This is a genomic window from Campylobacter porcelli (genome assembly GCF_002139855.1).
Taxonomy (GTDB): Bacteria; Campylobacterota; Campylobacteria; order Campylobacterales; family Campylobacteraceae; genus Campylobacter; species Campylobacter porcelli.
In genome coordinates this window covers 513516-527934 of record NZ_CP018789.1, presented here as the reverse complement: position 1 = coordinate 527934, position 14419 = coordinate 513516, and the positions used below count along the sequence as shown (strand labels likewise).

The following is a 14419-nucleotide window of genomic DNA, read 5'->3' as shown; positions in this document are numbered from 1 at the left end:
GAGGGGAAAAATGAAAATTGATTTAAATGAAATTTACAAAGGCTTAAAAGCGTGGAGGCACGAGCGAGGCATCACGGCTGATAGCCAAAAAGAGGGATATTTAGTTAATGTGATGGAAGAGCTGGGCGAGTTAGCGTCAGCCCTTAGAGAGTATGAGAGATTCTCTAAGCCAAGTTATCCTTACCCAAAAAATAAAAAATACGCCGAACACGGGATAATTGACGCCCTTTGCGACATTAGTGTATTCACGATAAACGCTGGGGCGGATATACCTTGCGATTTTAAGACTACCCAAATCCAGCCAAATGCGAATTACAGCATAAACGCTGAGTTAAATTTTCTCATAGAGAGAATAACACATTTTAATAAAGCTATTATTTTTGGAGATTATCCAAAAGATACGGCTATTTATTTTAACTCAATTTTAGATAAATGCGCTGATATTTGCGAACAATACGGCTTTGATTTTCAAATAGCTATGGATGAAACTATTAAAGAAATAAACTCACGCACTGGCTCTTATGATAAGGCTAGCAAAAAATGGGTTAAAGATGAGAGCGATGAGGCAAAATCTAAATGGTATAAAGCCGACTACGAAAAAGCAAGGATAAAAAATGATTAAAAAAGAATTCGCGGTGCTTTTGGCTGAAAAAGCTTGTGATGAAGTGGCAAAAATGGGCTTTTATCCAGTTAGCCCTTTGCTACTTTGGGCTGGGCGAATAAGCGAAAAAAAACAGCGAAGAGCGAGAGCCAGCAGAGCCAAAAACTACACTAAAAGATTTGCATAGCGGCGTAGCAGATGACTCTATCCCATTTTAAGGATAAATTATGTTTATAGACGCAGAGTTAAGACTGATCCACGCTATAGCCTTAAATAAAAAGGCTATAGAGTATATAAAAACAAATTTCCCTAAAAGCAATAAAAGAGATAAAAGGATAAAAGCACATAAAATCCTAATCAAAAGGTATAAACTAGCGCTTAAGGATTTACAGCTATGATGCCACATCAAGTACGAACCAATACTAAATTAGCCATAATCCTTAATCGATATAGAGGCGATGAATTTACTGCTATGTGGAAAGCAAAAGCAAAAGTAGTATCTAAACACACACAAAGGATGAGAATTATGTGGGAGAGACTAAGCGAAGGTGATGCGACACTGCCACTATTTGATAACGATTATGAGCCAAAAAGCATAGCCGAGCTTTTTACCCCAGAGTTGCCACAAAGCATAGAGACAGAACAGCCAAAAGAGCAAACTAAAAACAGACACAATAAAAGCACACCTACTATACAAGAGCTTAAAGAGCTATTTTGGGCAGAAGAGTTACGAAACCCACCAAGACAGAGGAGAAAACAATGAATAAGATAAATCACCCACCACACTACGGCGGAGATAATCCATATGAGACCATAAAGGTCTTAGGCGCATGGCTAAGCATTGAAGAGTTTAAAGGCTTTTGTAAAGGCAATGTTATCAAATACCTTAGCCGTGCTGGTAAAAAAGATGATGAGCTAGAAGACCTACAAAAGGCCAGATGGTATTGTGATAAGCTCATAGAGCTACACAAATTTAGATCTCTAAAAGGCTTATAAATGAAAGAAAAATATATAACAATCAAAGAAGCCATAAAACTTCTAAATGTCAGCCGCTCAACCCTATGGCACTGGGATAAGATTAATTATCTCAAGGCCTATCATATAGGCAAATCAGTCGTCTATAAAACTGCGGATATAGATAACCTTGCCACCAAAGCTAAACCAAAAACCCTAAATGCATATAAAAGGCACAAAATATAGTAGTACAAAATCTAATTTTAATAGTGATGGCAGTTGCCATCTTGCTACCTTGGCTAGAAATTCTAAGAGTTGTAGCACTATTTATTTTAAGCTTTTTCTTGATAATATTATTATATGGAATTTAAAAGCTACTAAAGATAAAAGCCTGTAAATAGGCTTTTATCTTGATTTAAAAGCTATTTTTGGTAAAATAATGATAAATTTTTTAGTAGTGATTATCGCCTACCAAATAGAAAAAAGGAGCAAAAAATGATAGGGCAATACATAGCAGTCGCAGTTGTAACAGCTTGTCTTATAATTGGCATTTACAAACTATACACTATGAAAAAACCACAACACTAATGAAATTTAGATAATTGTGGTAGAATATTGCTATAAATAGTTTAATCCGTATTAGTTACGCTTATTGCCACCAAGATTTTAATATTTGGCATCAAAAATGGTGGTAGGTAAGTGAAATTTTAATCAAAAAATGCTATATTGAGCTAATTAAATAAAGGATAAAAAATGAAAAAGCACGAAGCTATAATTGCTTATATAGTTAAACACTTTAGAGAGAGTGGAGTTGTAAAAACAAAACTTTTAAAGCTTTTATGGTTTGCGCATAGAGAATTTATGTATGCTTATAGTAAAAATTTGAGCGAATTAAAATTTATAAAACTTCCACATGGGCCAGTGCCAAAAATTAAAGAAGCTCAAAAAACGCTAGATCATGAAAAAATATTGTCTAAAATCATTGATGATGGAATATTAAAATTAGAAAATCGTAATGGTTACGACTATTTTTTATGCAATATTGATATAGATGTGGATAAATTTTTTGAGCCAAGTGAAATTTGTATTTTAGATGAAACTCTATATGAGCTTGAAAATCTAAGTGCTACAAAACTTTCAGAGCTTAGTCACGATTCTCAATGGAACGCTTTAAATATGGGCGATACAATGCTTGTAGAAAGTGTTTTTCTTAGAGATGTAGTAGAAATTCCAGAAAGCGAACTAGAAACTTTAAGGGCTAAATATCTATGAATCTTGATGAGATAATTAAGCGTTATGAAATAGAAGAACAAGAGCAGATAAAAGTGGCACAGTGGTTAAAACAATATGGGGAGCCTTTTTATTATAGGCTAAATAGCTTATTGCGTGGCATTGAACTTAATTTGCCAGAAATAAAATCTTTAAAATTAAATGAGAAAAGTCAAATAGTTAGGGATAAGAATTTAGAAATTGTTTTTACTTGCGAAACCAATGAAATAGTTCAGAATAATGAAAGAGTTAAAATTAAAAAATGTATTTTTACAAAAATAGAGATCATAAATACCAAATTTAGTAATTTCGGTTAAATAAATTAAGGCTAAACAAAATCATCAAAAACAAAAAAACAGAGCATTAACAGCTTTTTGCTACCCATTTTATAGAAAATTTTAAGCTATATTAAAATAAAAAGGCTTAAAATATGAATCAAGAGATACTTAACTATCTTAAATTTGCTAAGGATATTAGCCCTGAAATCTTTGAAAATCCTACGCCCAAATTTCATCTAGAGATATTAGATTTTATTCTTAGCAATGGTAATAAAAAGGCGTGTGCCATTTTTCGTGGTGCTGGTAAATCCACTCTACTTAATAAAATTTTTGTAGTATGTCAGCTATTTTTTCACTATGAGCCTTTTACTATGCTAGTATCAGCTGATAAAGAGAAGGCTTGTAACTTCTTAAGAGATATAAAAGATATGATAATTAGTGCTAATCGCAAAGGCTACGCTATAAGCAAGGGCGAGATTTGGGCTAGTGATAGATGTGAGATAATCATAAACGCAGGCCTAAAAGACGCAGATGGCAATAGCTTAGAGAGAGCTTGTTTCATCTGTGCTATGGGCGCAGGACAAGACCCTAGGGGATATATCTATCATCACAGAAGACCTAGCCTTATAATAGCTGATGACCTAGAGAGCAAGTTAGGTCAATACGCCATAGCAAATATCAAAAATAGACAAAAGATAAAAGAGTGGTTCTTTGCTGATTTAGCACCCACTTTACACCCTACAAAAGGCAAACTTGTAATAATAGGCACAATAATCCACGAAGATAGCCTATTAAATACCATTCTCATGGACAAAGAAGAGAACTCTAGGGGGTGGCAAACTAAGCGAATACCAATTATAGAAAATAATAGATCAACTTGGCCATCTCGTTTCCCTATTGGTCTTATAGAGGCTAAAAAGGCTGAATTAGCCCAGCTAGGCTTAGAAAATGAGTTTTATCAAGAGTATATGTGTAGAGCCATCAGCCCAGAAAAGCAGCTATTTAAGCGTGAGTATTTACGCTATTTTAAGCGTGTTAATTATGATCTAAGCGTTGCTCCAGTATATTACAGCGATAGCGATAGCATTAAAACCATAGAGATCACAGCCTACCCAGCCAAAAGCCTAACACTAGAAAACAACTCAGAGCTAGAGCTAAATAGATGCACTATCTATACCACCATGGATCTAGCCACCTATGATGGACATGATAAAACGGCTATTGTTACATTTGCGGTAAATGAGTATAATATCTATATTATCGATATTGAGTGCGGACATTGGACGCCATTTGAAAAGGGGCTAAAAGCTTTAGAAGTTTATTTGAAATTTCGCCCTGTTAGATTTGGTATTGAAAGAGCAGGAGCGCAAAATGACTTCTTCTACACTATTGATCAAGTCCAAAAACGATCAGGCATAACTATCCCAGTAGAAAAGCTAAAACACCATAGCAACGCCAAAAATGTGCGTATATCGCAGCTACATCCAGATTTTGCTAGTGGTAGAGTGATTATAAACGCAAGTTTGCAAAACGCTGGCGAGCTAGAAGCCCAGCTTCTAAGCTTTGACCCACAAACTGATAGCAAATATGATGATATTATAGATGCGGTAGCTTATATCAAAGAATTTACCCGTGGCAGATACTTTGCTAAAGATGATGAGAGTGAAGCTGATAATATATGGGATTATGACAGTTCAGATACTTCGTGGGTATAAATTGGCTTTTATCACCCCACCACAATAGATAAATTTTATATAAAAATTAGTGAAAATAAGCTATAATTTTACTACCAGAGCGCCCACATTAAGGATTTATTATAAAAAATAATTATACCAATTCTGATATTATTGGTATTGCAAGTTCTTATCTAACTTATACAAGTTGGATTGTTGCTATTGTTGTTGGTATTGCTACTGTCGCAACAGCTATTATTATCATATGGCTTACTGTGCAGTATAACAGTGATAAACAAAGATTAATAAAAGAAACAGCTGATGCATTTTTGAATAAAATTGTAGAAGATGAGAAATTACGCAATGATTTTATAAATAAAATTCTAAAAAATAGTGAATTTATGGAAGAATTTGAAAGAATGGTCGATTTACATATAAATGATAAAATACCTATATTGACGGATATTGACCAAGAAAAATCACAAATAGGAGGTTTAGAATGACCTATAAAGAGATAAAAGATAAAACCCCTTATGAAATTTTAGATTTATTGGAAATGAAAGAACCACCATTCAATCCGTTTAAAATTGCTCAAAAATTAGGCATAAATGTAGTTAAAGATCTTGATCTTAATAAAATTGACACTGAAGGTCAAATTAGTGTAGATGAAAATGGTGAGCCTATTATTTGGATAAATCCGCTTAAAAATGAAAATAGACAGCGTTTTACATTGGCACATGAATTAGGGCATTTAGCTAATGATATTTTGCCTAGCATAGAAAATCCTATTATTGATAGCTATGAAACCCTTTATAGAAGCAATACATATGGTGGAAGAGAAACTAGAGCCAATCAATTTGCGGCAAGACTACTTATGCCTCTTAGGCAAATAGAAGATTTTATATCAGAATGCAGAAAAACAAAACCTGATTTAAAGGCGGCGGAAGCAATATTACTTATTTCTTCAAAATTTGAAGTTTCAAAACAAGCTGTTTTTCACAGACTTAAAAACATAGGTCTGATAAAGCAAGATTATATATATCCTTTTTAGAGCAAAGAAGTTAAAAATCCTAAAGCTTCTTTGCTAAAATCTTTACTGCTTTTTATTTTTACATACTTTTAGCGTGGCAACAAGTCGCCACTAAAGTAGCAAATACTAAAGCCCCGCAAGCGGGGTACCCCTATTTTACCTACCTTTTAACTTCGCACGGCTACCACTTCCCACGGATACCACGCCGTCTTAAATCGCTGTGCTAACTCAAATTTAGCTTAGATATCCCTAATCAAGCAAAGCAAACCTTTAAAAATTCGCAAATTTACAAAATAGCGTAATATTACACGCGCGCAACTCCAATGGGGGACACGCCCCCTGTATGATAAACCCATTTATGCGCTTATTTTGCCTAGTATCCGCTAACTTCATCGCCCCATCGCCTAGCAAAGCTTAAGCAAAATCAAGGGGTTACAAAATACGAATGAGATACTATTAAGCTATATATAAGAATTATTTAGAATTAAAATTAAGTTTAATTTTATATTAGCATTACTTTTTTATTACAAAATAATATTATATCATTACAATAGATATAAAAAATAATTTCTAAATCCCAATTTATGGATAAATCACTATTTAAACTTATTTTAGTATTGAAAATTATGGTTTTCATAACTTTAAGTTTTCATCAATCCAGCCCAAATTCCGCCACGAAATAATCAAACAAACCTTAAACCACTCACCCCCCCACCACCACCAAATTCACCCCACCAAAGCAAACCAAAAAATCCCACACCACCACACGCCACCCCCCTACCGACACTATTATTTATAAACGAAAAAATAAAAGCCGTCTTAGGCTTTAGCGTTTGATAATACCCCTACCCTACTCTCTCAACACTCCCAGTAAACTTCCACCCACTAGGCGAGGTGTGATAAGCACCCCAAAAATATAAAGCCCCCTGAGCTTGTAGAGTAACATCTATATCCCACGACATATTATCACCATATGAGCTACCGGTTCTACCAGTATCTATGAGTATATGTAATGCCTTTGCATCATCATTAAAATAGCACCTTTTTTGATTATATGTAGGCCAAGTGTAGTTAGAACTCACCACACCTTTAATACGGTAAGACCCCCCCCCACTCATCATTAAGGCACCTTGCCCACTATTTAAGCATACAAAATTAGTAAAATCTTTTCTATTTACACCACATAACATCATTTTAAACCTCCTATAATATTTGTTTGTAAATTATCAAGCTGCGGCTCAACTCTAGGATTAAATTTGCTAAAAAAATCAGGCGTAGCCACACTCATCGCCATAACTAGCTGATATCTCCACCCAGCTTCGTCGCTTTTAGCCCAAGTTACTAGCGTAGACCAAGGTATTCCAGTACGCTGGCTTATCTGTTTTGTTGTCATTTCTTATCCTTTTGATTAAATTCAAAGCTAATTTTAGTCCTACTAATTCATAAAAATGAGCTATTTTACATCTCTACTTCTCATCTTCATAAGAGCCTCTAAGCTCACACCCATATCAGATGCCGCCGCCTTACACGCCATAAAGTCATTCAACGCCACCACCATAGCCCCCTCATCGCCTTTTTCTTTTGCTTTTTTATATCTATTTTTAGCACTTATTGCCGCACTTCTTAGCTCCTTTTTCTCATTTATCATTCTAAGACCCATAAATCTCCCCGCTAGCTCCCCTAGCCCCATCGGCTCATCATATGCATTTTTAGGATTATTGCCTGTAGCTATGGCTAAGCCTTGCCTACCATATCTACCCAAGGTTATCGATGGCAAAAACTGCTTAGAAAACGCATCTAATCTAGCCGTGAGCTGTTTTATAGCTGGATCGTGCTTACCTACCATATCATTCCCCCAGCTATCTCTACCACGCAAAATATCCAAAAGCCCACCAATTAATCCACCACCACCAGTGATATCATCAATACTACTAAGCCTAAATCCCGCCATCGCCCTAGCAGCGTTGAAGTATAGTCCAGACTCGCCTATTTGAACTTGATTTTTAACCCCAAAAAGATTAGGCAAATAGTTTGAACTCGCCCAATCAGGCAATCTTGAGTTATCAGCATCTTTTTGATCACTATCAAACCAATATGGCAAACTAGAAGCCCCACTGCCTATCAAAGCAGTTTGTAACATAGCAAATTTAGCTGGATTTTTAATAGCCGCTTTAGTTACCACTATACTAGATTTAACCGCAAAATGAAAAAACGGCAAAACCCCAGTCTTATCAAGCACCTTTAACGCAGGATTAAAGTGAGAGCTATAATCCACATAAGCACTATTAGCATCACTAAAGGCCGCTTCATCACTCATACCCATATCTAAATTCTTCTTAAATCTAGCTAGTTTAAACCACTTATCCTCCCACGCATAAGCACTCCTAGCTACCCTGCCAGTGGTGCTATTTTTAGTTAGATAGATATTTTGCCACGATGCAGCTATATAGTATCCTAGTGGATTTTGGCTTTTTAGCGCCTCTTTTGCCACTTCATCATTTGTCATTAGCAAATTTCTCATCTCTATATCATCGCTAGCCGTATCAAGCCCCATCGCTTCAGCTTTAGCTAGTAGCTCATTAAAGCTATTTTTATTAGTAGCTAAAAGCTTCATTAACTTTAAATTCGCCCCCAAATCCCCATGTAAGAAAGCCAAAACCGAGTTGCTTAGCACATTATACCCATGAGTTGCTGGATTTTTCACAGTTAAATTTACCTTAATATGATCTATCACATTTGTATATGGTCTAATGACATCAAAGATACTACTCACAAGCCCAGCATTTTGTAAGTCATCATACACAGCGCTTGGCACATACTTCCCAGCTAATGCCCCATATTTTTTAACCCCACCGCCCACACTCTCATCACTTACCTTTACATAACCATCTTTTGGCTGATCTATGGCATATTCATTAGCCAAATTTTTAAATAAAATAGCCTTTTGTATCTGAGAGTTTTGCGAATTTAGAGTTTGAGTTACTGCTATTGCTGCGTCTTCTATCAAACCTAATTGAACTCTATCTTCATAGCTTAAATTCTCATCTCTACCCCTTAATTTACCTATACCAAATCCACCTACAGCCCCATCTTTTTTACCATAATATTGCGAGTAGCTATATTTTATATAATTCTCTTTAGCATTCTCCCCTTTTAGCATTCCTAAAGAGATTAATTGCTCTGCTCTCTCATCTATTTTATCTCTTAGTTTTTGATATGTTGGGCGTAGTTTCCCAGCTAAATTTGGCTCCACTTCTTGCCCATCAAGCATTCTAAATAGCGCTACTCTCTCATCTATCTCTAACTTTACTAAGCTCTCATACACCTTCATAGCTTCCATTCTTGCTACTTGGTTATTGCGATAATATGCTGATTTTAGCCTACTTAAAGCACCTATCTCATCTTGTAGGGCAAAGGCTTTTTCTAAACCCCTTTGGATTTTTGCTCCACTCTCTTGCGAGCCAAACACCCTACCTACAACTCCAGCCCCCTTAATTCCACTCTTAACCCCCTTAGCATATATATTTTTATACGCCCAGTCAAAGGCTTCATCTACTCTTTTTTCCCACCTACCTGCTACGGTATTTGGATACTCCTTGCCATCAACGCCTTTTAAGATATTTTCTTGACTTTTATTAGCAGTTGTGGTAGAATTCGGCTTAGAAGTCGGTTCAGCGATGAAGCTTGAAGCTGGATCATTACGCTTAGTCTGGTGCAAATCTGCTTGGCTAAGGGCTTCATCTTTTTTGTATGCCGTTAAAACCCATTTATTATTTTCCCCTTTATAATTTAAGACTATTATAGCTCTATCTTTTGGCGTTTCTATTTTTACTCGATTTTCCCCTAATTTGATTATCTCCCCATTTTTTATTATATCAGGCAACTTATTTATAAGCTCGATTGCCTTTGCTTCGGCTTCTTCTTTGCTTAATCCTTGCTCCATAAACTCAGCCATTCTTTTATCTAAGATATGAGCTAAGCCATAGCCCTTATGTTTTATAGGGTCTGTTACTTCGCCCCACACTAAATCTATATCGCCTAGCTCCTCTCTCTCAAACGCCCCAGCCACTTGCCCTTGTCTTTCGGTTAAGAGCTTATCAATTGCCCCTTTGCCATCGTGATAAAACTCAGCGTAATTAGTGCCAAATTCTTTAATAGGCTGTATATTTACTTCTTGACTTTTATTAGCAGTTGTGGTAGAATTTGGCCGTTGGTTGGCTAAAGGTTCTTTAGCTGTAAAAGTATCGTGGTAGGAAGTCTCGATACTTTCCGACGACACTTTTTTATTATTATATGCAGTTATTATCCATCTATTATCACCTTGATTATTCCAACCTTTGCTAAGCCCAACTCTAAATTCACTGTTGTCTTTTTTGTAAATAATTGTATCTACGCCGTTTTTGCTCTCTAAAACGCCCTTTTGTATTATCTCATTTATACCATTTGCCATTTTCTCTTGTGGAGTGCTACCTTCAAATATAGCAAAATCATCAAGGTGCTTAGCTTCTATCTTGCTAAGCCCATACCCTTTTATCTCGCCTTTTACGACCTTAAACTCACCCCACACTAAATCAATATCCTTACCATCTTTATAAAATGCTCCAGCTACCTGCCCTTGTCTTTGGGTTAAAAGCTTATCAATTGCCCCTTTGCCATCGTGATAAAACTCTGCGTAATTAGCGCCAAATTCTTTAATAGGCTCATTAAGATTTCTATCAGAATAGAATGTTATAATATTATCAGTAGCCGTAGGTTGTGGTAATTCGGAGGTCGTCTCGTCCCTATGGCTACTATTCTCTTTATTTAATTTTGGATTTTTAAAATTCATAGGCTCATTAAGGTTTCTATCAGAGTAAAATGTTATAATCCTTTCACGCAAAGCTAAACCACTTTCGGATCCTACCGCTGTAGTAGGGGCTTTGCTTTGTATATCACCCACCACAGCTCTAAATCTTACACCATCACTATTTTCCCACTCATATATCCTAGCTCCATTTTTATCTATGAATGGCTCTTTATGATTTTTAATATACTCTCTTATATTTTTACCTAAATTTGCTAGTTCAATATCAATGATATAGCCTTTTGCATCTTTATTTATCGTGTGTTTTATTATATGCTCAGCACCATAGCCTTTATTATTTTTATTGTTAAATCCACGCTCGAATTTTATAGCACTATCTATACTATCTAAATCACGCTTTATTAGTGTAGATTTTTTGCCATTATTCATTACATTGTGTATTCCTCTAGCCTCTTTTTTAAAGACCTTTTCATACTCTCTAGCCTTTGCAGCCATCTGTAGCATCTCATCGCTTGAGTTATATAGAGAATTTAGGTTATCATTTTCTACCTTATTACTGCTAAATTTTTGAGTATTGATCTTCTTTATCTCATCACCCTTTTTTACACTATCAAAGCCATTTTTTATTAACTCATCACTCACATCAGGCATCTTACGCCCACTAGCTCTTGCCACCTCTTTAGCAAAATTATTAGGACAAATCATTATCAACTCCTTTTTTATAATGATTTTATCCCTTTAAATTCTAATTATTAGATGTGAATTTTTTATACATTAGATGGAATTAATGGCGCATATCTTTTTCTTAGCCTTGTTTGGATGATATTATCTACTAAATTTGCTAGATTTCCTTTGTCGTGGATATATGCCTTAAGCAGTGAGCGAACATAAATTAACGAATCTTCATCTAGCCCTAAATCCGCTGGCATTATATCACGCTCAAATCTCATCACTACACTAGAGCTCACACCTATCGCTCCATTGCCACTAGATAGAGCCTCTTCATCGCTTTGATTTGTAGGGATTTGCGGGTCTACTGGCTCCCCACGCAGTGAGCTTAATACATCTTTGACGCTATTAAATCCACCATATAAACTATTGCCGATGGAGTAGGTAGTAGTAGCTATATTTGATAAGCTCATTAGCTGCGTTGCTGTAGTCATAGAAAAGCCAAATTGTGCCGCCATAGAGCCTATAACCCCAGTCCCACTCATAGCCACACCATTGACAAACAAAACGCTTGAATTTGCTGTACCTACACTCACAACTCCCATACCGCTATTTACAGTAGTTACGCCCAAATTTGTAGCGATACTCATACCGCTATTTACCATTAGTCCAGTTGCTGACCCGCCACTTGCTGCGCCACTGCTAGCAAGTGCTGTTTCAGATAGATAGCAACCACTTTGACTAGCCACAGCTTGTGAAGTCGCTGTAGATAGTGATGTAGATATATTAACTCCAATTGATGCTACCCCCATTGCCGCACCAGCGAAACTAGCAATTTTACCACCAGTCATTAACCCTTCTATACCATACTTAGCCCCAGCGTAGCTAAGCCCATAGCCTAAAGCACTTAAAAATATAGAAGATAGTGCCAATGTCCCAGCAGCAGTAGTGATACCTATAGAGGCTAAAGCACTAGCCGTAGCACTATAAAACCCAGCAGTAGCAGTCCCAGCGGCTGCTCCAGCGCCAGTAGCTCCAGTAGTCCCAGCAGTCACAGCCGAACCAGCAGACGCAGTCTGAGCCGTACATGTCCCCCATGTAACGATAGTCACTACTATAACTATTATGATTACTACTATAGGCACTAGCTTTTCCCAAGTCTCTTTATCCTCTTCTACATGTAGTCCATAATGGCTCTGCCACTCAGTCACGAATTTAAACGCTCCACGAAGTGGCATATGAGTATTTGGGTCAAATGTCTCTATCAAATTTAGCGTAGGGATGTCATAATAAAAGTGGTGTGTATGGTCACTATCACCGCTAGAGGTAATAGTGTGTACCCCCCTCTTGGTGCCTTGTATCAGTATCCTGCCATCATCCATATACCCAGCTACTTCACCATCACCAAAGGCAATTATCCTACCAGCGTAACTCCCCAAAAGATATATATCCACAAAGTCATCATCGCCATTAAGCACTAGCTCCCACTCCAAAGTTTGACCTATTAATTTTGTCATCTCATCATAGGTATAAACTCTACTATCTTTTAACTCTCTATAAAATTTAGGCAAGTTTTGAAATATATCTATATCTTTATTATATCCAGTAAGCATTTTATCTCTTATACTTCCATCAGACCAATATGTATATTTATATATCGGTGTAGCTTGTAAAATTTCATTAAAGTTCAAATCCCTTATATCAGATATTCTCTGCCTAGAGCCATCAAGCTTGATTTTCCAACGCTCCATATCTATACTAACATTTCTAAAAACTTTTATAGTTGATTGTGATTTATGTATTATCTTATTTCCATTCTCGTCTAGTATCTCTTTAAAATTTTTAGTTGCATAAACTATCTTATCCCACTCAAATCTACAACTTATTTTAGCTTTAACAGGAAACCGATATATATACTCTCTATCTTTAAATGGATTAAACACAGGATGAAGGCTATGAACCATCTCACCTTGCCCCCATTTTTTGATTAGTGATAAATCTTTATAGCCATATTTGGTAGAAGTAGCGTTATCTTGAGTTCTAATTATCTCGCAAGTATCGTGATATATACCATCGTTATCGCCTGGGTCGCCATTATACCACGCATATGGATTTTGCCCTACGAAAAATTGATTGAGCCCTAAATTATATGGACTATGATAATCATATGGGGCTTTTGAGCCAGATTTTATATCATATTTGCTTATGCTATAGACATAGCCATATACAGGATGATAGTATAAGCCATAATTTCTATGTTTGCCTTTTCTTATTAGCTGTATATGTAAAAGCTCTACTAGCTTTATAAAGGCGATATTGCGCCATTTTATAATCTCCCAAGTCTGCCTAAAAAGGGGTATTAAACTGCGTTAATGGCTTATAACCTTTTAGATATGTATTTTTTACTTTTGCCATTATTTTGTGATTCTATTTACCGCATCAAGCATGCTAGTTTGTAACTCTCCAGGGATTGCCATACCACCAGCAGCATACATGCTGACTACATTGGCTAAATTTTCAGCCTCTTTTATCCTTAAATTATCATCAAAGCTTGCTTTCTCTCTATCGACAAGTCCAGCTTTTTTAGCCTCAGTTGCTGTTTGTGCTTTCACTAATGCTGTGCGTGCTGCGTTGAACTCCTTTTCGCCTTGAGCTAATCCAGCTTGAATTTGAGTTTTTAGCAGCTCAACTGTAGCATTAACACACACCGCTGTTATGCTAATTGTCATCTCTGAATTTGTCTTTGCTAGTAGCTCTGTAGCTGTTTTGCTATCGATTTTATACTCTGCGAATTTCTCTTCTAAATATCTTTGATTAGCCTTATAGATAGAGTTATCACTCATCACTGAACCAAAAATTGTATTTATAATATCTCCAAACTCATTTATATTCATTTTATCTCCTTTTTTTAAAATATTTTATAACCTTATTTTCTAAAAAAAGGACAAATTTAAAAAGCACCGATATACTTTATATAAATACAAATTTATTTATCAAAATATAGTTTATGTAATATAAATTTACTTATTTTACTTATAAATATAGTTTATATAAAATACAAAATTTATTTATCAAAATATACTTTATATAATATAAATTTATTTATCAAAATATAGTTTATGTAAATACAAATTTACTTAA

The 14419-nt window shown here is 35.7% G+C and carries 16 protein-coding genes; 11 read left to right on the top strand and 5 right to left on the bottom strand.

What is annotated here, in order from left to right; all coding sequences use genetic code 11:
- The first annotated feature begins 10 nt into the window (after positions 1-10).
- From CSUIS_RS02670 to CSUIS_RS02630, 11 genes are all read left to right on the top strand, one after another.
- A complete protein-coding gene (locus CSUIS_RS02670) occupies positions 11-622 on the top strand; it encodes a hypothetical protein (protein ID WP_086297004.1) in 612 nt (203 codons plus the stop codon).
- Complete coding sequence (locus CSUIS_RS08460) at positions 615-788, top strand: hypothetical protein (protein ID WP_192940207.1); 174 nt, start codon at positions 615-617, stop codon at positions 786-788. Before CSUIS_RS02670 ends, CSUIS_RS08460 begins: the two co-directional genes overlap by 8 nt.
- A gap of 40 nt (positions 789-828) precedes the next feature.
- On the top strand, positions 829-999 hold the full coding sequence (locus tag CSUIS_RS08455; RefSeq protein ID WP_180381038.1) for a hypothetical protein: 171 nt from the start codon (positions 829-831) through the stop codon (positions 997-999).
- Complete coding sequence (locus CSUIS_RS02665; RefSeq protein ID WP_141081579.1) at positions 999-1364, top strand: hypothetical protein; 366 nt, start codon at positions 999-1001, stop codon at positions 1362-1364. Before CSUIS_RS08455 ends, CSUIS_RS02665 begins: the two co-directional genes overlap by 1 nt.
- Positions 1361-1597 carry a DUF3310 domain-containing protein gene (locus tag CSUIS_RS02660; RefSeq protein ID WP_086297002.1) on the top strand — a complete coding sequence of 79 codons (237 nt, stop codon included), beginning with the start codon at positions 1361-1363 and terminating at the stop codon, positions 1595-1597. The genes CSUIS_RS02665 and CSUIS_RS02660 overlap by 4 nt, the downstream gene beginning before the upstream one ends.
- Positions 1598-1801 (top strand): helix-turn-helix transcriptional regulator, encoded by a 204-nt coding sequence (locus CSUIS_RS02655; protein WP_086297001.1) that lies wholly within the window; start codon positions 1598-1600, stop codon positions 1799-1801.
- Positions 1802-2308: 507 nt separating this feature from the next.
- Positions 2309-2827 carry a Panacea domain-containing protein gene (locus CSUIS_RS02650; RefSeq protein WP_086297000.1) on the top strand — a complete coding sequence of 173 codons (519 nt, stop codon included), beginning with the start codon at positions 2309-2311 and terminating at the stop codon, positions 2825-2827.
- A complete protein-coding gene (locus CSUIS_RS02645) occupies positions 2824-3141 on the top strand; it encodes a hypothetical protein (RefSeq protein ID WP_086237806.1) in 318 nt (105 codons plus the stop codon). Before CSUIS_RS02650 ends, CSUIS_RS02645 begins: the two co-directional genes overlap by 4 nt.
- Positions 3142-3254: 113 nt before the next feature.
- A complete protein-coding gene (locus tag CSUIS_RS02640) occupies positions 3255-4817 on the top strand; it encodes a hypothetical protein (protein ID WP_086296998.1) in 1563 nt (520 codons plus the stop codon).
- Positions 4818-5050: 233 nt separating this feature from the next.
- Complete coding sequence (locus tag CSUIS_RS02635) at positions 5051-5278, top strand: hypothetical protein (protein ID WP_086296997.1); 228 nt, start codon at positions 5051-5053, stop codon at positions 5276-5278.
- Complete coding sequence (locus tag CSUIS_RS02630) at positions 5275-5826, top strand: ImmA/IrrE family metallo-endopeptidase (protein WP_086296996.1); 552 nt, start codon at positions 5275-5277, stop codon at positions 5824-5826. The genes CSUIS_RS02635 and CSUIS_RS02630 overlap by 4 nt, the downstream gene beginning before the upstream one ends.
- An 824-nt stretch (positions 5827-6650) precedes the next feature.
- Here CSUIS_RS02630 and CSUIS_RS02625 read toward each other — a convergent pair.
- From CSUIS_RS02625 to CSUIS_RS02605, 5 genes are all read right to left on the bottom strand, one after another.
- Entirely contained in the window at positions 6651-6998 is a 348-nt protein-coding gene (locus tag CSUIS_RS02625; protein ID WP_086296995.1) for a hypothetical protein, read from the bottom strand.
- Positions 6995-7198: a hypothetical protein gene (locus CSUIS_RS02620; protein WP_086296994.1), complete on the bottom strand. Its 204-nt coding sequence runs from the start codon at positions 7196-7198 to the stop codon at positions 6995-6997. The genes CSUIS_RS02625 and CSUIS_RS02620 overlap by 4 nt, the downstream gene beginning before the upstream one ends.
- A 60-nt stretch (positions 7199-7258) precedes the next feature.
- Positions 7259-11314, bottom strand: a complete 4056-nt coding sequence (locus tag CSUIS_RS08450; protein ID WP_192940206.1) for a putative barnase/colicin E5 family endoribonuclease — start codon at positions 11312-11314, stop codon at positions 7259-7261.
- 62 nt (positions 11315-11376) lie between these two features.
- A complete protein-coding gene (locus CSUIS_RS02610) occupies positions 11377-13242 on the bottom strand; it encodes a hypothetical protein (RefSeq protein ID WP_152023639.1) in 1866 nt (621 codons plus the stop codon).
- A gap of 450 nt (positions 13243-13692) precedes the next feature.
- Complete coding sequence (locus CSUIS_RS02605) at positions 13693-14172, bottom strand: hypothetical protein (RefSeq protein WP_086290384.1); 480 nt, start codon at positions 14170-14172, stop codon at positions 13693-13695.
- Positions 14173-14419 lie beyond the last annotated feature (247 nt).